This is a genomic window from Collimonas antrihumi (assembly GCF_018304965.1).
Lineage (GTDB): Bacteria > Pseudomonadota > Gammaproteobacteria > Burkholderiales > Burkholderiaceae_D > Collimonas > Collimonas antrihumi.
In genome coordinates, this window is sequence record NZ_JAGQED010000013.1 from 75732 (window position 1) to 94958 (window position 19227).

At 54.4% G+C, this 19227-nt stretch carries 16 protein-coding genes and 2 pseudogenes; 6 read left to right on the top strand and 12 right to left on the bottom strand.

Going from position 1 to position 19227, the window contains the following annotated elements:
- Positions 1–49: 49 nt before the first annotated feature.
- The 3 genes from KHU29_RS12945 to KHU29_RS12955 all read right to left on the bottom strand — a co-directional run bounded on the left by KHU29_RS12945 (position 50) and on the right by KHU29_RS12955 (position 3919).
- Entirely contained in the window at positions 50–865 is an 816-nt protein-coding gene (locus KHU29_RS12945) for a creatininase family protein (protein ID WP_211453210.1), read from the bottom strand.
- A gap of 211 nt (positions 866–1076) precedes the next feature.
- Positions 1077–1820, bottom strand: coding sequence for a tetratricopeptide repeat protein (locus tag KHU29_RS12950; protein WP_211453211.1), 744 nt, complete (start codon positions 1818–1820; stop codon positions 1077–1079).
- A complete protein-coding gene (locus KHU29_RS12955) occupies positions 1820–3919 on the bottom strand; it encodes a bifunctional 2',3'-cyclic-nucleotide 2'-phosphodiesterase/3'-nucleotidase (protein WP_246541952.1) in 2100 nt (699 codons plus the stop codon). The genes KHU29_RS12950 and KHU29_RS12955 overlap by 1 nt, the downstream gene beginning before the upstream one ends.
- 378 nt (positions 3920–4297) lie before the next feature.
- On the opposite strand from KHU29_RS12955, the gene ahpC reads away from it, so the two are divergent.
- The 3 genes from ahpC (at position 4298) to KHU29_RS12970 (ending at position 7954) form a co-directional block, all read left to right on the top strand.
- Entirely contained in the window at positions 4298–4861 is a 564-nt protein-coding gene (ahpC, locus tag KHU29_RS12960; RefSeq protein WP_092433366.1) for an alkyl hydroperoxide reductase subunit C, read from the top strand.
- A 122-nt stretch (positions 4862–4983) separates the two neighbouring features.
- Positions 4984–6579, top strand: coding sequence for an alkyl hydroperoxide reductase subunit F (gene ahpF / locus KHU29_RS12965; RefSeq protein ID WP_211453212.1), 1596 nt, complete (start codon positions 4984–4986; stop codon positions 6577–6579).
- Positions 6580–6916: 337 nt separating this feature from the next.
- A complete protein-coding gene (locus tag KHU29_RS12970; RefSeq protein WP_211453213.1) occupies positions 6917–7954 on the top strand; it encodes an isocitrate/isopropylmalate dehydrogenase family protein in 1038 nt (345 codons plus the stop codon).
- Between the two features lie 76 nt (positions 7955–8030).
- On the opposite strand, the gene KHU29_RS12975 is transcribed toward KHU29_RS12970, so the two are convergent.
- Positions 8031–8822: a DUF2182 domain-containing protein gene (locus KHU29_RS12975; RefSeq protein WP_343216055.1), complete on the bottom strand. Its 792-nt coding sequence runs from the start codon at positions 8820–8822 to the stop codon at positions 8031–8033.
- Positions 8823–9455 carry a DUF1326 domain-containing protein gene (locus KHU29_RS12980; RefSeq protein ID WP_211453214.1) on the bottom strand — a complete coding sequence of 211 codons (633 nt, stop codon included), beginning with the start codon at positions 9453–9455 and terminating at the stop codon, positions 8823–8825.
- A gap of 319 nt (positions 9456–9774) precedes the next feature.
- Between KHU29_RS12980 and KHU29_RS12985 the strand changes: the two genes are divergently transcribed.
- Positions 9775–10407 carry an ABC transporter ATP-binding protein gene (locus KHU29_RS12985; protein WP_211453215.1) on the top strand — a complete coding sequence of 211 codons (633 nt, stop codon included), beginning with the start codon at positions 9775–9777 and terminating at the stop codon, positions 10405–10407.
- A 43-nt stretch (positions 10408–10450) separates the two neighbouring features.
- Here the strand turns inward: KHU29_RS12985 and KHU29_RS12990 are convergent.
- The 4 genes and pseudogenes from KHU29_RS12990 to KHU29_RS13005 form a co-directional block, all read right to left on the bottom strand.
- Positions 10451–10736 (bottom strand): annotated as a pseudogene (locus KHU29_RS12990) (XRE family transcriptional regulator).
- A gap of 30 nt (positions 10737–10766) precedes the next feature.
- A pseudogene (locus KHU29_RS22370) lies at positions 10767–10835 on the bottom strand (type II toxin-antitoxin system RelE/ParE family toxin); the annotation flags it as partial.
- Positions 10836–10858: 23 nt separating this feature from the next.
- Complete coding sequence (locus KHU29_RS13000) at positions 10859–11335, bottom strand: RES family NAD+ phosphorylase (protein WP_246541954.1); 477 nt, start codon at positions 11333–11335, stop codon at positions 10859–10861.
- Positions 11332–11844, bottom strand: coding sequence for an antitoxin Xre/MbcA/ParS toxin-binding domain-containing protein (locus tag KHU29_RS13005; RefSeq protein WP_211453217.1), 513 nt, complete (start codon positions 11842–11844; stop codon positions 11332–11334). The genes KHU29_RS13000 and KHU29_RS13005 overlap by 4 nt, the downstream gene beginning before the upstream one ends.
- Positions 11845–12182: 338 nt before the next feature.
- Here KHU29_RS13005 and KHU29_RS13010 point away from each other — a divergent pair, with 338 nt between their 5' ends.
- Both KHU29_RS13010 and KHU29_RS13015 read left to right on the top strand, forming a co-directional pair.
- Entirely contained in the window at positions 12183–12455 is a 273-nt protein-coding gene (locus KHU29_RS13010) for a type II toxin-antitoxin system Phd/YefM family antitoxin (RefSeq protein WP_211453218.1), read from the top strand.
- Entirely contained in the window at positions 12452–12781 is a 330-nt protein-coding gene (locus tag KHU29_RS13015; protein WP_211453219.1) for a type II toxin-antitoxin system RelE/ParE family toxin, read from the top strand. Before KHU29_RS13010 ends, KHU29_RS13015 begins: the two co-directional genes overlap by 4 nt.
- A gap of 505 nt (positions 12782–13286) precedes the next feature.
- Here the strand turns inward: KHU29_RS13015 and gyrB are convergent.
- The 3 genes from gyrB to dnaA all read right to left on the bottom strand — a co-directional run bounded on the left by gyrB (position 13287) and on the right by dnaA (position 18806).
- The gene (gene gyrB, locus KHU29_RS13020) at positions 13287–15770 is read right to left on the bottom strand and encodes a DNA topoisomerase (ATP-hydrolyzing) subunit B (protein ID WP_211453220.1); all 2484 of its coding nucleotides are present in this window, start codon (positions 15768–15770) and stop codon (positions 13287–13289) included.
- Positions 15771–15969: 199 nt separating this feature from the next.
- Positions 15970–17076 carry a DNA polymerase III subunit beta gene (dnaN, locus tag KHU29_RS13025; RefSeq protein WP_211453221.1) on the bottom strand — a complete coding sequence of 369 codons (1107 nt, stop codon included), beginning with the start codon at positions 17074–17076 and terminating at the stop codon, positions 15970–15972.
- A gap of 293 nt (positions 17077–17369) precedes the next feature.
- Complete coding sequence (gene dnaA, locus KHU29_RS13030) at positions 17370–18806, bottom strand: chromosomal replication initiator protein DnaA (protein ID WP_211453222.1); 1437 nt, start codon at positions 18804–18806, stop codon at positions 17370–17372.
- Positions 18807–19227 lie beyond the last annotated feature (421 nt).

Below are 19227 nucleotides of genomic sequence, written 5' to 3' on the forward strand. Positions count from 1 at the left end.
TTTGTGGCAACTGAGTATGTGGCAACTGTAAACGAATACTGGGAAAAATCTAGCGGGCGGCAGTAGCCGTCTTGAGAGCATTGATGGTCTGCGTCACGATCGCATCAATCCCCAATTGACCAAGCTCGGCGGTTGAACGGCGCGGATCGCCACCATAGACACCGTCGGCCAGCCCGAGTTTCGGGCCATTGCGCAAGCTGTCCTGGCGCACCATCTGCGGCGCAACGGCGAGCTGCAATGAAGTATCTGCAAGCCCGGCGTGAGTGCCGATTTCGTCATCGCGATAACCGTGTTTGCGTAGTATTTGGGCATAGCCGTCCGAGCTGGCAGCGTAATATTCCGACGGCAGGATAGCTCGCGCCGGCGAACCGGCCCAGGCTTTGTTGAGCTGCGCCACCACCTTCTTGATATCGTTCTGATAACCGCCATGATCCCCTAGAAAGACGATGTTCTTGAAGCCATGGACCTTGAAACTGTTGGCGGCGGATTCCAGTGTCTTTTCAAAGACATCGTCCGGCACCGTGATGGTGCCGGGAAAACGCATGTGGGATGTGGTCGGTGCGTAACTGCCTTCCGGTACGTAGGCGATCACCGGCGCCACCAGTGCATTGCCCAAACCTTCGGCAATCCGCTGCGACAGGATCTTCACGCGGGCGTTGTGTTTACCCAGCGCGACGTCGGGGCCGCTTTGTTCGGTGGCGCCGATGGGAATGATGATGGTGGTCTTGCCGGCTGCGATCTGGGCACGCAGCTCGGTCCAGGTCAAGTCTTCAAGGACGACGGTTTTCGGCGTTTGCGCGAAGGTAATCTGTGTGGCGGTGAGGAACAGGGCGGCAACGAAAGTGCGTCGTAATGACAAAAGCATGAAAATTCCTCATGGAGAAGCAGGTCAGGTGTGTGCGGATGAAGCCGGCATTTGACGCCGGATCGGCACACAGGTTCCTGGCTAATTCTACTCTCTGTAGGGTGGGCACCCCGTGCCCACGCGTGAACTTCCTCTACGTACATGCTCGTCTCGATGCCGCTTGCGCCTGCGCTCCGGTTATCACGGTCCGCGTGGGCACGGGGTGCCCACCCTACTGGTAATTGTTCCAGCGCATGCTGCGTTCGTCGGTGGCTTCCTTTATCAGATGGCGAGCGCGCACCGGATCGGGTTTGGCATGCTGGTCGCCGCTTTCCAGGCTCATGGCCAGCGCCTGTATCGCTACCGGGAAGTCACCTGCGGCCGAGCGTTCGAGCCAATCGCGGGCTAACTGCGGGTTCTGTTCTACGCCTTCACCTGCGGCATAGGCGTTCGACAGCAAGAACATCGCCTGCGCATTGCCTTGGACGCTCGCCTCCAGCAGCCATTTGGCCGAATGGTTGAGATCGCGTGGCACGCCTTCGCCATATTTCGCCATGCGGGCCAGCATGAAACTGGCTTTTGCATTGCCTGATGTGGCCGCGCGCTCATACCAGTTCCAGGCCTGGCCGTAGTCAAGCTGGAACCCCAGGCCACCTTGATAAAAGGCTTGCCCCAGCTGAAACTGCGCTTCAATATCATTTGCGGCTGCCGCGTTCTGCAGCCATGCGCCAGCTTGAGTGGATTCCTCAGGAAGCGAAGCCAGCGCCAACGCCAGTTCACGTTGCGCCACCGGCCGGCCTGCGACGGCCCAGACCCGCAGTTGGGCAATCGCACTTGCCTGGCGGCCGTGCAAGGCCAGCAAACCCACCGATTCGATGCGGGCATTGTCTGGTCCCATGTCTTGGCTCTGCGTACATGCACCCAAGGCGGTCGTAGCCAGTAAAACTGCAATCAGATGCGATTTTTTATTTCCCATCACTTGCTCAAGTCGATTGCGTATTTGGCAAACCCGCTGGCATCCAGCGCGCCTTCCGCTTTCACCCGGCTCAAGCCTAGCGCTTGCGCAACCGGCAACTTGCCCGGCGCCGAGCGCAGGATGACCGGACCTTGAGTGGTCACCTTGACGAAGCTCCAGCTTTGCCCGCTGCCGTTTGTTGCGTTGGTAATCTTGCCCTGCTTTTTCAGATAAGCGCTGACCACCGCCTGGTTGGCGTCCGGCGATTTGATGATGGTCTTGCTGCCGTCGATGCCCGGCACATTGCCGCCGCCACCGGCACGGTAGTCATTGGTGGCGACGATGAAATCGTCAGCGTCAGCCACCGCTTTGCCGGCATAAGTCAGGTTGCTGATGCGGCTGCCGACAGGTTTGGTGACATCGATCTGATATTGCATCGCGTTGTTTTCGGCATAGAACACGTCGTAGTTGAAGATCGTCGAGTAGGACGGCACCAGGTCTTGCTCGGCAGTGCTGGCCGGATCAATCATGGCGAACTGTTTCGCCGCGGTTTCCAGCCATTTTTTCAGGTCGGAACCTTTGATCTTCACCGCTTGCAGGTTGTTGTTGCCATATAAGTACAGATCACCCGGATTCCGTACTTGCAAACCGAATGGCGCGGCCGGGGATGCACCCGGAGCGACATCGGTAAAGTCGGTCGGACCGTTGCGGCCGGCTTTGAACGGCGCACTGCAGGAAATCACCGGGATCGCCTTGTAGCTGGCCAGTACCGGATCGGTGGAATTGGCGAGGAAATTCTTCACATAGTCGATCTGCGCCTGGTTGATGATCTGGATCGCGCTAACATCGCCGACCAGCGAAAAATAGGCCGACATCTCGAAATCGGTCGTGGTGCCGAGCGGCTGCGTGGCGTAGGAGAGCGTGGCTTGATGCTCGGCGGCGACCAGCGGCGCAATCGCAGGATCGGCATTGATGTTGGTCTTGCCGTCGGTATATTTGAAGCCGCGCGCTTCAACATTGGTCTGGTCTTTTTGCACCACCCATTTGCCGCCTTGATATTTCAGCACCATCTTGATGATGCCCAGGCGGCGCCCCCAACTTTGCGCCATCACTGCCGGAATGCCATTGACCAAACCTTTGCCGGTATCCACCAGATTACTCGGCAAGGCCGACAACGAAGCATCGACGGCTGGCGCGCCGGCTTCACGCGCTTGCGGGAAAATCAGGTGGGAATGACCCAGCATCAGTGCGTCGATGCCGGTGGTGGCAAGATACAAGCTGCCGTTTTCCATCTTGGGGCTGTACGGCGAAGCATCCAGCCCGCCGTGCGACAGGGCGACCACCAGGTCGGCACCTTTGCTGCGCATCTCCGGCACATATTTGAGCGCCGATTCCTGCACGCCGTTGACCATCACCTTGCCGGCCAGGTTCTTCTGGTCCCAATCCATGATCTGCGGCGGCACAAAGCTGATGATGCCGACATTCAGTGCGACATTCATGGTGCTGCCATCAGGCTTGGTGGCTGTGAATTGTTTGGCGATCAGCGCATACGGATTAAAGATCGGCTTGCCCGATGCGACTCCAACCACGTTGGATAACACCAGCGGGAAATTCGGCGCGCCGCAGTTGCTGCCTTTTTGCACGCCCGGAACGCCGAAGTCGGTATTGGTGATCTGGCTAAGGAAATCCAGGCCGTAGTTGAATTCATGATTGCCCATGCCGGCGCCGTCGTACTGCAAGGCATTCATCACCTTATGCACCGCCAACGTGCCGCTGCAGGTAACCGGCGCGGCAACCGCCTGGTAATCGCCGAGCAGCGTGCCTTGGATAACGTCGCCATCGTCCAGCAACAGGTTATTGGGATTTTCCTGGCGCGCGCCTTTGATCAGGGTTGCGGTACGCTCAAGGCCGAGGCTGGTATCAGCCTTCAAGCCGTAATAGTCGTAACTGAGGACGTTTTGATGGATGTCGGTGGTTTCCAGCAATGCCAGCTTGAGTACCGTGCCCTCCGGAATGGTAACCTCCAGGTTGCTGCCACCGTTGCTGCTACAGGCTGAAACGACCAGTGCGGCCACTGCGGCCAGGACGTTCAAGGCGGGCAAACGCATCTTTTTATGCATGATAACTTTCGGAAATATTTACGGGGCTGATCTTGGTAAGAAGCTGGCACCACTAACACGCACTTTTTGAGGGCGTTCCGGGCGGAAATTATATTTTGGAAATATTTCCCGTTCATTACATTGCGTTGCATTTGCTAATCGGAGCAGTTTGCTTAAACTTATGGGCCGATATAGCGTCCATTCATTTCTGGTCAGTTTTTTGATTGCCTGGAAAGCATGATTTGTACCAAGGCAAAATGCACTCAGAGGAGGAATTAATCTGTTATCGATAGTTATTTCAAATCGAAACACAAAATTAAATCAATTATACAAATGGACCAACCTGGTTTATCGTTGCTACCTAGACTTCTCAACCCAGCACTTAGTAAGGAAAACACTATGTCTCTGATCAATACCCAAATTAAGCCGTTCTCGGCAACTGCCCTGCACAATGGCAAATTCGTTCCAGTCACTCAGGACACCCTGAAGGGCAAATGGTCTGTATTCGTGTTCTACCCGGCCGACTTCACTTTCGTCTGCCCAACTGAGTTGGAAGACCTGGCCGACAACTACGCTGAATTCCAAAAACTGGGCGTGGAAATCTACGGCATCTCGACCGATACCCATTTCGCTCACAAGGCATGGCACGACACATCGGACGCGATCAAGAAAGTGAACTACCCGCTGATCGGCGACCCGACTACAACTCTGTCGCGCAACTTTGAAGTCCTGATCGAAGAAGAAGGCCTGGCACTGCGCGGCACATTCGTGATCAATCCAGAAGGCCTGATCAAGCTGTACGAAATCCACGACAACGGCATCGGCCGTGACGCTTCGGAACTGCTACGCAAAGTCAAGGCAGCGCAATACGTTGCATCGCACCCAGGTGAAGTTTGCCCAGCCAAGTGGAAAGAAGGCGAAGCGACTCTGACACCATCGCTGGACCTGGTTGGCAAGATCTAAGATCTGATATCCGCTAGATATTAGTTGCAAGTGTTTTACGGTTCGAGCCTGAAGCAGGGCTCGAACCGGCAGTACCCCTATTCAAATCGTCACAAACATCGTGACAAACGCAAGGAACCGCCATGCTTGATGCAAATCTCAAAACCCAATTGAAAAGCTATTTGGAAAAAATCGTGCAGCCGATTGAGATCGTTGCGTCGCTGGATAACGGTGACAAATCACGTGAACTGCAATCGCTGTTGCAAGAAATCGCGACGCTGTCGGAACGCATTACGCTGATCGAGCGTAGCGACGACAACGAACGCAAACCCTCGTTCTCCATCAATCGCCCAGGCGTCGATACCGGCATCCGCTTTGCCGCAATTCCGATGGGCCACGAATTTACTTCGCTGGTGCTGGCCTTGTTGCAAGTCGGCGGCCATCCGGTGAAGCTGGACGAAGCCATCATCGAACAGATCCGCAATCTGGATGGCGATTATGTGTTCGAAACCTATATCTCCTTGTCGTGCCAGAACTGCCCTGAAGTAGTGCAGGCATTGAACGTGATGGCGTTGATCAATCCGCGCATCCGTCAAGTCACGATCGACGGCGCGTTGTTTCAGGATGAAGTGGAAAAGCGCGAAATCATGGCTGTGCCGACTACCTACCTGAACGGTGAAGTATTCGGCCAGGGCCGCACCAGCGTCGAAGAAATCCTCGCCAAGCTGGATACTGGCGCCGGCGCCCGCAAAGCGGTCGAACTGAGCGCCAAGGATCCCTACGATGTACTGATCGTCGGCGGCGGTCCTGCCGGCGCGGCAGCTGCGATTTATGCAGCGCGCAAGGGCATCCGCACCGGTGTGGTGTCGGAACGCTTCGGCGGCCAGGTGCTGGATACGCTGGCGATTGAAAACTTCGTTTCGGTAAAAGAAACCGAAGGGCCGAAGTTCGCCACCGCACTGGAACAGCACGTCAAGACCTATGAAGTCGACATCATGAATGTGCAACTGGCGTCGGCCCTGATTCCAGGCAAGCTGATTGAAATCAAGATGGCCAACGGCGGTTCGCTGAAAAGCAAAACCGTGGTGCTGGCGACCGGCGCCCGCTGGCGCGAAATCAACGTGCCGGGCGAACGCGAATACCGTAACCACGGTGTCGCCTACTGCCCGCACTGCGATGGCCCGCTGTTCAAAGGGAAGCGCGTTGCGGTGATCGGTGGCGGTAATTCCGGCGTGGAAGCGGCGATCGACCTGGCTGGTTTGGTGAGTCATGTCACCTTGATCGAATTCGGCGATGAGTTGCGTGCGGATGCAGTGTTGCAACGCAAGCTGCACAGCCTGGCCAAAGTCACCGTGATCACCTCGGCGCAGACTACCGAAATCACCGGCGACAGCAAGAAGGTCAATGGCCTGGTGTACAAGGACCGCAAGACCGATGCCGTGCATACCGTTGAACTCGAAGGCGTGTTCGTGCAAATCGGCCTGGTGCCGAATACCGAATGGCTGAAGGGTACGCTGGCCTTGTCGCGTCATGGTGAAATCGAAGTCGACGCCAAGGGCCAGACCTCGATCCCGGGTGTATTCGCCGCGGGCGACGTCACCACCGTGCCATTCAAGCAGATCGTGATCGCGGTGGGCGAGGGCGCCAAGGCTTCGCTGAGCGCATTCGATTATCTGATCCGTAGTTCGGACTCGGATGAAGAGGATGTTGTCAGCGAAGCCGAGACTGTCGCTGCATAAGGGAACTTCGAATAACCCCTGTTATGTCATTGGCGCCCCCAGCTCGGCGCCCCCGTCTAGGCGACCCCGTCCTTCCCGCGAACGCGGGAATCCATTTTAAATCAGTAAACTGGATCCCCGCGTTCGCGGGGATGACGGAGTTTTTAGAGGTCATCATAAGTAAGCGACCTGCCTTTAATCCCATCCTTATTTGTTTGAAACACAACGCAGCAGCAATGCCGCGCGCCTTCCCCTGCACGACCTCTTTGTAAACTGACCGAAAGCTTCACGGTGCTAATATTGTCAGTCTCGCTTGCTGTCCCGGCTTGTCCTATCACTGCGCTCTCAAGAGGATTCCATGAATAACCCGACACTTAAACAAATTCCCGCCACGCTGATCCCCGGAGACGGCATCGGCCCTGAAGTGGTCGAGGCCACGGTCCAGGTGTTGGCCGCGTTGGGATCCCCTTTCTCTTGGGATATACAACAAGCAGGTGTAGCCGGCGTCAATGCCAGCGGCGACCCGCTGCCGGAAGCAACCTTGGCCAGCATCCGCAAGACCAAGCTCGCCCTCAAAGGCCCGCTGACCACACCGATAGGCGAAGGCTTCCGCTCCTCCAACGTCCGTCTGCGCGAAGAATTCCAGCTATATGCCAATGTCCGGCCGGCACGGACGATTGTTCCCGGCCGCTTCGAAGACATCGACGTCGTCCTGATCCGGGAAAACATCGGCGGCTTCTATGTGGCGCACGAATACTACATTCCGGTCGGCGACGATCCCCGCGCAGTTGCCGTCTCTACCGGCATCAACACACGCGAAGCCTGCAAGAAGATTGCCCGCTTCGCCTTCGAATACGCGGTAAAGAACGGCCGCAAGAAAATCACCGTGGTGCATAAGGCGAACATCCTCAAGGCGCTGACCGGCATCTTCCTCGAAGCCGCCCGGGAAATAGCGCGCGAGTACGAAGGCAAAGTGCAGATGAACGACATGATCGTCGACGCCTGCGCGATGCAACTGGTGCTGAATCCGTGGCAGTTCGATATGCTCTTATGCACCAACCTGTTCGGCGATATTCTGTCGGATCAACTGGCAGGGCTGGTGGGCGGACTCGGCATGGCGCCCGGCGCGAATATCGGCGATGACGTCGCGATCTTCGAAGCAGTGCACGGATCGGCGCCGGACATTGCGGGCAAGGGCATCGCTAATCCGATTTCCCTGCTGCTGGCAGCGGGCCAGATGCTTGACCATGTCGGCCATGATGATCTCGCCCTGCGACTGCGCACCGCGATCACCGACACGCTTAACAAGGATCACGTTGCTACCGGCGATCTCAAAGGCAAGGCATCCACGCAAGAGTTTACCGATGCGATTGTGCGCAGGTTGCAGGCGAAATAAAACTGACTACTGCGCATCTGTTGCCAGCGAGGTAGAGACGAGCCAGTAGGCAAGCCCGCGATACGAGGTTTTCCAGTCAGGCGATGGAATATAAGGTCGCTGCACCCCAAGCCATCAGCAGGACGCCGACGCCGCGGCCGATCCAATGGCCAGCGGGCGCGAGTTTTTCGATCAGGACAAACAGAGCGATGCCGCCGATCCACGTGAAATTCATCACGCCGCCGACGAAGAGCAGCAGCATCAGCAGCCAGCAGCAACCGACACAGTAAGCTCCGTGCCGGAAACCCATCATGAATGCACCACGCACCCCTGTTCTCCAATGCGTCGTCAGGAACTCAATCGGCGAACGGCAGTGTCGCAGGCAAAACTGCTTTAACGGCGTCCACTGATACAGGCCAGCGGTAATCAACACCGCTCCCGCCAGGACGGTGCTGGTGGTTTCCATCATCGGCGATATCAGCGCACTTTGCTCCAGCCCATACTGAAGCATGGCGGCCACCAGACTGAACGTAGCCCAGACCGCGACATAGCCAAGCATGAAGCCGCCCGACGCGGTCACCGATTCACCTCTTGCTGCCTGGTTCCGTGCGATGGTGCAATAGAGCAGGATCATCGGCGCGGCGCTTGGCAGCATCATGGCCGCCATCATTACCGCCCACATCACGAACACAAGAACTGCATGGCCGAGCGTCCACGGCCCCATGCTCATCGGCATCAGCATGTCGCCCATCGCTTGCATCATCCCGGCGCCAGTCAGCAAATACGTCCAGGACAGGATGACGACGACCAGCAGTCCGGATACGACCAGAACACGATCGTGTTTCAGCCCTCGTTGCAACACGCGCTGCATGAATGCGCTATCAGCCACTCAAGCCGCCACGCCTTGCGGTGTCTGCACAACGTTGGCAAGCGTACTGTGCCCACCCTTCGTCTCAAACTTGATGGCCCCGTTGCTACGGATGTTGGATGAAGCTACCTCGGCCCCGTGATGCTCGAAACCTTCCGGCATCACCACCTGGATGTGATGCGGTGCACCGGTCACCGGGTTTTTGATCGGTTCCACTTCGGTTTCAAGCACGCCGGGGATAACCAGGCGCGCGACCCTGGCAGCCTTGTCAAACTCAAACGTGACGGGCGCGAAAATGGGATCGTGCATCGTCGTCACGATCAGGCTGAAGATATGGAACAGCGTACCTTCCGCCGAGTTCTGCCCCGACATGATGTTGAACAATGCCTCGCGCTGAGCCGGTGTGGCACGTTCTTCGATGATCGGCTGCAGCTGCCCGTTTCCTAAATGCAATGCACCCGGGAACGACACCACTACGAAGAAACTCAAGCCATCCAGGTTGGTAGTGCCGAAATGGCCCTTGGTGATACGCATGCCTGCGAGGCCCTTGCAGCTACCCTGCGTCGGGTTCGCGTTGAAGTCGCAAGGGCATCCGAATGCGCAGGTGCAGTTCTTGATCCATTCGCCTTCGAGGCGCCAGTCAGCTTGTGCCATGTTATTCTCCTGTCAGTGTTTGTGAACGCATCGTAGTTCGACGCGATCAACATGCGAGCCTGAAGCAGGTCAGCAGATCCTTTGAGTACTTACAATCGAGACATGTTGTGCTTCAGCATTGAGACGTTCCATGAACGTAAGTGACGCATTGAATTCATCGTCAAAATGTGTTTTCACTGAGTGAAGATTAGTGCACGTCTTGACCGATTACAAATGGTTTCGACCTGTTCCTGCGACCCTCGCCGGGCTTCACGGAAGCGCATTGGCTGACTCGCTTCAAGCATTACCCGGTCTCCCGCTTATATTTAAAAAACATGCCATGAAGCACCATCAAACAACCATCCTTCAAGCCGTCGATCTCACTTTTCATTATCCCGAGCAAAAATTATTCAGCAACTGGTCAGCCGAAATTCCTGCCGGCATCACGCTGGTGCGCGGCGGCGATGGGCGAGGGAAGAGTAGTTTGTTGCGGCTGCTGGCGGGCAACCTGCCGGCCCAGTCGGGGGAGTTACAAATCAACGATATGCGCTTGCAGGAGCAGCCCGACGCTTATCGGCGGCATGTATTTTGGGTAGATCCGCGTTCGGAAGCGTTCGATCAGATGACGGCGCATGAGTATTTTGCTTCGTTGCATGCTGCGTATCCGGAGTTTGATGACGCGCTGTTGCCTGTACTCACTGAGGGTTTGTCGCTGACGCCGCATCTGGACAAGCAGCTGTATAAGTTATCCACAGGAAGTAAACGGAAGGTCTGGCTGGCTGCGGCTTTTGCCGCCGAGGCGGTGCTTAATTTGCTGGACGATCCATTTGCAGGGTTGGATAAGGCGTCGATCAATTTTGTTGTGAAGATGTTGAATCAGGTTGTTGGCAATCCGGGGCAGGCTTGGGTGATTGCGCTTTATGAAGCGCCGGAGGGGGTGCCGCTAGTGACAGTGCTGGAGCTAGGAGATTGAGAATGCGCAGCACATAGACTGGCATTCGCGCACCCCGTGCCTATTAGGCCGGAACCAGCTCTATCTTGATTTTCTTTCCCAGTGCCGCCGCCGCGCCGGCAAGCGTAGTTAGTGTCAGGCTGGTGTCGCTTTCATCCAATAGGCGATTCAGCGCAGTACGGCTGGTATGCACCTTCCTGGCCAGTGCAGTCTTGGTCATTTTTTGACCCTTCATTTCGCGCAATTTGCCATGCAATTACACGCTTAACGGCCACAGCCGTTACGTCTTGCAGCGTCGCATCTTCTGCAAGGAAATCATCGAAATTGCTGCCGATATGCTTTCTGTTCATCACTAGCCCCTTATTTTTTTTTTTGCGGTTGTTCGCTGTTTTTAAGTCGTCTTTTGGTGTGGCCTGAGACTTTTTAATAAAGCCGTGCAACAGCACCATGACATGTTCATCCAGAGTGGACCTTAACCCATTCTCGGGTCATATAGCCATTTCCGAAGTTTGGTTGCGGTGATGCCTTTGGCATCCACATGCAACGGATTAATCAGGACGTTTTGTTCCTCCGGAACAATGACAGACGGCACCAGAAGCAAGGCAGAAACACCACTGGCAGCCCAGGCATCGCCAGCATCAAGACTTACCCTGCCTGTTGGAAGGGCATCCCATCCGACAGGCGCGCTTGTCGCCGTTACCTGTACGGCCGCTTTCCATGCGACGTCAGGGATCTCGATGCGCACCAGGTAACGATTTAAAGGCAGCCCGGCTGACTTCACATGGACGAATGTTTCCAGGCAAGCCAGAGCAATGTTTTCTGCACAGTAAAGTAAAGCAGTTCCGGCGCGATTCCAGCGGCCGCCGGTGTCCTTCGCACCGGCGCCAGTCAGGTCGTCAGCAGTATAGTCAGGCGTGTCGGCAGCAATGCGCCACACCACCCGACTCAAGCGTAGGCCCCGCTTTGCATTGTGGCCAGAAGATTGGAAACCAGTTTTTGACCTTCCATGGTGTCCATGTAACTCGCCGGACATTCACCGCCTAAGGCGGGAATCGGTTCTTCCAGCCAGTGCGCAACCCATTTTGCGGCATCGAATCCTTCCGGGTTGCCGGATTGCTCTACCATTGCCTGCACCTGTCCGATCAAATTGGACATGCCGACCACACGCTCGCTGTCTTCCGCGGAAAGCTCTTCATCCCTGCTCGCCTTGCGATTGACGGTGGCCGTTGACAGCCTCAGAAACTTGAAAACCCTGTCCTGGGGGGTATCCATCATGCGCACCATGTCTTTCACCTCAACGGCACGCACACCTTGCCGTATCAATCTCACACGCAAAGCCGGGGTAGAGCCATACACGTTACGAAAGTCAGTCAGCGAAATCAAGCTGGACTCGGCGGCAAACGCTGTTACCCGAAGGGCTTTTTTGGCTTGAGGGCGTTTCTCAGTTGAAACTGTCATGATTCGCTCCTTTGAGCAATAATATTAGCTCAAATGAGCATGAAAGCCAAGGACTAGATTCTTCATCGCTGCTGCCTGATCGGTATGCTCCCGGCTGCGTTGCGTACAGCTAGAAGGCGAACGTGCGGCGGCGAACAAGCTGGCAGCGGACGATGTGCTAGCAGGGCAAGGTCTGTCGACAGGTAAAGCACGTGGTGGCTTGGTACCGGTGCGTCGACGTAAGCTACGATGCAATTTAAGTAGATATAAAACTAAATTTGGTCTATATTTTGACCACATCGAATTATTGAGGAAAACTGGGGCGTTACCTTAACAATTAGAGTCACAAGGAAGCAACCATGAAATTTTCTGAACAGATCAAACCGATTTCTTATCTCAAATCCCATGCTGCCGAAATTATCAGGGATTTTGACGACAACAGAAATCCTCTCATCATCACCCAAAATGGCGAAGCCAAGATGGTTGTCATCGATATCCGCAGCTACGAGCAACAACAGGAAACGATGGCACTGTTAAAAATTCTTGCACTTGGTCAAAAGCAGATCGAACAAGGTAAATTTCAAGATGCCGCTGCCTTTTTTGCTGAGATGGAGAAAGAAGATCAGCAATGACTCACAAAGTAAAAGTTCTTGATTATGCCAAGATTGATTATCGGGAAATCAAGAAGTGGTTGAGGATGAAATTTGGTGAACATGTCTGGACGGAAGTTGAAGCCGATTTCAAAAAAATTCTGACTCAAATTGGCGAAATGCCTTTCGCTGGACTGATAGTAGAGGAAGTTTCAGAGCTTGGTTTAACTGATTATCGCCAACGGCTCGTTGGTCAAACCAGGATCATTTACCAAGTCAAAGAACACGACGTGTATGTTCATATGTTTGTAGACACCAGCCGAGATTTTTCTACCATGCTCAATCAGAGACTGATACAAGGCATTTAGTAAAAAGAGCGGACGAAGTCGGGGGCTAGATAACTGCTGGTGGAAAGAACCGTTTTTCCTGCGCGATCGAACTGCTTGAGGACTCGTTCCTTGCTGATGAAAACGAGATTCCGTCAATATCGGTTGAAGAGAACAAGTTATATACGTCATCCCTGAGCTTCAATTCGTCTCCAGTTAGAAATACCGTAGTTGCCTTTTTAGACCTCAGTTTCCGTTATGTTCACGATCCTACGTTGTCGCTTTGCTTCTTCGCGTCTGCGACTGTAAGGGAAGTAAAAAGCATTGACCTATAGCGTAACGTCATAAGTGGCAGCAATTCTTACACGGCCCCTCGGGGCCGTGTTCATTTGGGCATCTAAGCTTCCAAAGGTTTTATAAGTATTGTTCAGCTCCATGAACGAAAAAGCCAACCTCAATGGGCTGGCTTTTTCAATATCTGTGACACAGATTTTTCATTTTCTTGGTACGGTTTTCACCTTCTGCCCCATTCGGCAAGCTACACAAATCAAACGTCAATATTCCCAGCCTGCAGCGCATTCAACTCAATAAACGCTCTCCGAGGTTCAACATCATCCCCCATCAACGTCATAAAGATCTGATCCGCAGCAATAGCATCCTCAATCTGCACTTTCAACAACCGGCGCACAGTCGGATCCATCGTAGTTTCCCACAATTGCGAAGGATTCATCTCTCCCAGACCTTTATAGCGCTGCTTGCTAACGCCGCGTTCTGCTTCGTCACGCAGCCAAGCCATGGCTTGGTGGAAATCGATAATGGCTGATTCTTTTACTTTTTCACCAGCACCGCGACGGATCACTGCGCCAGGACCGATCAAACCCTTGAAGGTTTCTGCAGCGTTAACCAACACCGTGTAATCCGGGCTAGCAACAAAATCACTATCAATAGCGCTGGCTTTAATATTGCCATGGTACCGGCGGTGGATACGCAGAGCATGCTTGTCGGAGAGCTCATCGGATTTGACGAAGACTTCTACCGATGGCTCATTAATCGATGCCTGCAGTGCCTTCGCCGATGCTTGTGCATCTACCAACGTATCCAGCTTGAGCGTAACACCGGTCATGATGGAGGTGAGGGCGGCGCCGTCTACCGCGCGGGTGAGGCGGGTGATGATCGAGTTCGCCATGTTGTACTGACGCACCAGCTCAGCCAAGGCCGGGCCGCTGATCGGCTGCGCGCCTTCGCTTGGTATCAGGGCGGCGTCGTTCAGCGCGACTTGCATCATATAGCTGACTTCTTCGGCGTCGTCTTTCAGATAACGCTCGTCCTTGCCATGCTTGACCTTGTACAGCGGTGGCTGGGCGATATAGATGTGACCACGCTCAACCAATTGCGGCATCTGGCGATAAAACAATGTCAGCAACAGCGTACGGATGTGGGCGCCGTCAACGTCCGCATCGGTCATGATAATAATGCGGTGGTAGCGCAACTTATCAGCGTTGAATTCATCGGCACCGATACTGGTGCCGAGGGTGGCGATCAGCGTAGTGATCTGCTCCGACGACAGCATTTTTTCAAAACGTGCTTTTTCAACGTTGAGCACTTTACCGCGCAACGGCAAAATCGCCTGGAATTTACGATCGCGACCTTGCTTGGCGGAGCCACCCGCTGAGTCACCCTCGACGATGTAGAGTTCGCACAGCGCCGGATCTTTTTCCTGGCAATCGGCCAGTTTGGAGGACAAACCAAGCCCATCCATCACACCTTTACGACGTGTCAGCTCACGCGCTTTGCGGGCAGCGTCACGCGCACGAGCGGCTTCGACGATTTTGCCGCAGATGATCTTGGCGTCGTTCGGACGTTCTTGCAAATAATCGTTCAGCGTCTTGGCGACGATTTCTTCTACCGGCAGACGGACTTCGCTGGAGACCAGTTTGTCTTTTGTTTGCGAGCTGAATTTCGGTTCTGGCACTTTTACGGACAAGACGCAGGTCAGGCCTTCGCGCATGTCGTCGCCGCTGGTTTCTACCTTGGCTTTCTTGGCGAAGTCATGTTCTTCGATGTACTTGTTGAGCACTCGGGTCATGGCGGCGCGCAGGCCGGTGAGGTGGGTGCCGCCGTCGCGTTGCGGGATGTTGTTGGTGAAGCAGAGTACTTGTTCGTTGTAGGCGTCGTTCCATTGCATGGAGACGTCGACCGTGACACCGTCTTTTTCGCCGGTGGCTTGGAAAATGGTCGGGTGCAGGACGCTTTTGGCTTTGTTGATGTATTCAACGAAACCGCGGGTGCCGCCTTCGAAGGCGAAATTTTCTTCCTTGCCGGTGCGCTGGTCGGTCAGCTTGATGTGCACGCCGTTGTTGAGGAAGGACAGTTCGCGGATGCGCTTGGCCAGGATTTCGTAGTGGAATTCAACGTGCGTGAAAATCTCTTCGTCAGCCCAGAAGTGGACTTCGGTGCCGCGCTTGTCAGTATCGCCGATGACTTTGATCGGGGAGACCAGCACGCCGTCTTGCATTTCGGTTTCGCGATTTTGCGGTACGCCGCGCACGAATTCCATGTAATGCACTTTGCCGTCGCGGCGGATGGTCAGCTTGAGCAGTTTCGACAGGCCGTTAACGCAAGACACACCCACACCGTGCAAGCCGCCGGATACCTTGTAGGAGTTCTGGTCGAACTTGCCGCCGGCGTGCAGCTCGGTCATGACGATTTCGGCTGCGCTGCGCTTTGGTTCGTGCTTGTCGTCGAACTTGATACCGGTCGGCACGCCGCGGCCGTTGTCGGTGATCGAGATCGAATTGTCGGAATGGATGGTGACGTGGATTTCGGTGCAGTGGCCAGCCAGCGATTCATCGATGGAGTTGTCCAGCACTTCGAATACCAGGTGGTGCAGGCCGGTGCCGTCAGAGGTGTCGCCGATGTACATCCCGGGGCGTTTACGTACCGCTTCCAGGCCTTCGAGAATTTGGATCGAGGACGCTCCGTATGCATTGGGTTGCGGCTGATTGGTGTTGTCTTGAGGGGCTGATGACATGGCTACCTTCTGAAAAGCTTACTTCGGATTACTGATTTCGGGACACTGGGTATGCGCTGTGGGACGATCGAATAATTCTCGGTGCGTCATTCCCGCGCAAGCGGGAATCTATTCTTTTGCCGGTTGTTTAGTCAGTAAAATGGATCCCCGCGTGCGCGGGGATGACGGCGACTAACTGGCAAAATCGCTGCTTCGTTGCTTAAATACGCATTGGCATCACGACATATTTAAAGTCGGCGTTTTCCGGCACGGTGATCAGTGCTGAGGAATTGGCGTCGCCGAGGGCGATGTTGACGTTGTCGCCTTTCAGGTTGTTGAGTACATCCAACAGGTAGGTGACGTTGAAGCCGATGTCGACGCTATCGCCGCCGTAATCGATTTCGAGTTCTTCAATCGCTTCTTCCTGATCGGCGTTGGTGGAGCTGATTTTGAGGCTGCCCGGGGTGACTACCCAACGCACGCCTTTGAACTTGTCGCTGGTCATGATGGCGGCGCGTTGCAGGGAGCGCAGCAACTGGTCGCGGCTGATGGTGAAGTCGTTCTTGTAACCCTTCGGCACCACGCGGGTGTAGTCGGGGAACTTGCCTTCTACCAGCTTGGAGATCAGTTCGATATCGGCGAACGACAGCTTGACCTGGTTGTTGGCGATTTCGAGTTGGACCGGTTCGTCGATTTCTTCCAGCAGGCGCTGCAGTTCGATGATGGTCTTGCGCGGGATGATGACTTCCTGGCGCGCAAATTCCTGCTCGGTGGCGACCTGGCAAAACGCCAGACGGTGGCCATCGGTAGCGACGGCTATAACGTTCTTGCCATCGAGTACCAGCAACAGGCCGTTCAGGTAATAGCGGATGTCTTGCTGGGCCATCGAGAAATGGACCATGTTGAACAAATGCTTGAGGGTCTTTTGCGGCAGGGTGACGGTGGCGTTGTAATGATCTGCCTGGGCTACCGTCGGAAATTCTTCGGCGGCCAGTGTTTGCAGTGCAAAACGGGATTTGCCGGATTGCACTGTCATGCGTTTGTTGCTGAGGGTCAGCGAGACTTCGCCGGTGTCCGGCAAGGCGCGCAGAATATCCAGCAGCTTACGTGCTGCAACAGTCGTTGCTGCAACTTCGCTACCGCTGCCGACCTTGGCGTTGGTGGTGATTTGCACTTCGATGTCGGTCGACAGGAAAGAGACCTTTTCGCCGTCTTTGCGAATGAGGATATTGGCCAGAATCGGCAATGTGTGCCGACGCTCGACAATACCGCTCACGATCTGCAGTGGCCGGAGAAGGGTATCTCGGTTGGTTTTGACCAATTGCATAGCTATATCCTTGTTATTTAAAAATCAAATATTGCCACTTGCTTGCATGCTTTGCTTATTACTTTGCGATTACTTTCAAGCAGTCTATAAATGTAACTTAATTCGACTGCCAACGACTCATAAACCAAGCAAATCTGCGCATGTTTCAGGTTTTTTTACAGTTTCCGCCGATCATCTTTATTTTGGCTTAACGACAAAAAAACCACACTTGCAACCGATTTTCAAAATTGCCTTATCCAAACTTATCCACAGGATTGCAGGCAACCCAGGCTGTGGACAAGGCACTCTTGAAATTAGCCTTTGAGCGTTTGTTCCAGCACGTGCAATTCGTGGTTGCACTCTGGATTCTTGGTACGATCGCCGGCGATCTTGCGGACTGCATGCAACACCGTGGTGTGATCACGGCCACCGAACAATTCGCCGATTTCCGGCAAACTCTTCTGGGTCAGCTCTTTGGCTAGATACATGGCGATCTGGCGCGGACGGGCGATATTGGCAGGCCGCTTTTTCGAGTACATATCGGCAACTTTGATGTTGAAAAAGTCGGCTACGGTTTTCTGGATGTTCTCGACGGAGATCTGCCGGTTCTGTACCGACAGCAGATCTTTCAATGCATCCTTGACAACATCGATGCTGATGTCTTTGCCATGAAAACGTGAGTAAGCAAGAATCTTGCGCAGTGCGCCTTCCAGCTCACGGACGTTGGAACGTAAATGTTTGGCAACGAAAAACGCAACGTCGTCGGAGAAGGTGACGCCTTCCGATGCCGCTTTTTTGAGCAGAATCGCTACCCGCATTTCCAGTTCCGGCGGCTCGATGGCCACCGTCAGACCGGAGTCGAAACGGGAAATCAGGCGGTCATCCATACCGGTGATTTCTTTTGGATAGGTATCGCTGGTGATGATGATTTGCTTCTTTGCTGCAATCAATGCTTCGAATGCGTAGAAGAATTCTTCCTGGGTGCGGCTCTTGCCGCCGAAGAACTGGATATCATCGATCAGCAGCAAATCAAGCGAGTGGTAATAACGTTTGAAATCGTCAAAACCCTTGCGTTGGTAAGCGGTCACTACGTCGCGAACGTACTGTTCTGCGTGGATGTAGCGAATCTTGGAGTTCGGATTGTCGGCCAGCAGCTGGTTGCCGATGGCGTGGATCAGATGGGTTTTACCGAGTCCGACACCGCCATACAAGAACAGCGGATTATAGGAAACACCTGGATTATTCGCTACCTGGATAGCTGCCGCCCGTGCCAGCTGGTTGGCTTTACCGGTTACGAAACTGTCAAAACTAAGGGCGGTATTGATGCGCGACTGGTCACGCCTGGCGCTGACAGCGCTGTTCTCGGTCTGCACTTCCGGCAGGCGATCGAAGTTGCTGTTGCCATAACTGCCACCGCTGGCAGCGGACGACTGGCCGCTCGACTGCTCGCTATTATTACTATTGTTAATAGCGACCGGCATGCCGGAGCTGGCCGGCGCTGCCGTCGACTTGCGTGGATCGAGCACGAACACCACTTCGATCGGCGCCTCCCAATATTGGTGCGCCAGGGTCGTGATGCGGCTTGCAAATTGTGTTTTGACCCAATCCAGCTTAAAGCGATTCGGCGCAGCTATGCGCAATCGTCCATCCTCGTAATCGAGTGGCGTCAGTGGTTTTATCCACGCGCTAAATTGTTGAGGCGTCAATTCCTGCTCCAACTGGGTAGAGCAGCTCTGCCAGAAATTTTCCATGAATCGTTCTATGTGAAGGTGTGCGGGATGAGGTTCTACGCCCTGGCTTGGTATTTTTATTGCACGCTGGGTTCAGTAATGAATTCCGTACTACTGAGCAATGCATAACTGGCGGGCGTGCCACACATAAGCCGCTATTCTACCCTTGCCGGCGCAAGTTATCCACAGGCACGGCCAATTAATACTGACTATTAAAGTAAAAAGCCTAAGTGTAAAAGGGCGCTAAGTGATTGACAAACAAGCAGAAAATGGGTTCTAATTCAAGGTTCACTGTCCGCTGAATTGCCGGTTTGCGCGTTGACTGCTCTCTGTACTTGTCCCGATTTCGTTGTTCGATACCGTGGCGACCAGGCTCAGATCCAATGGCGAAAGGGTAAAAACCCAGCGCTCTGAGTGTGAAGATCCGATTTATTTTTGCTGA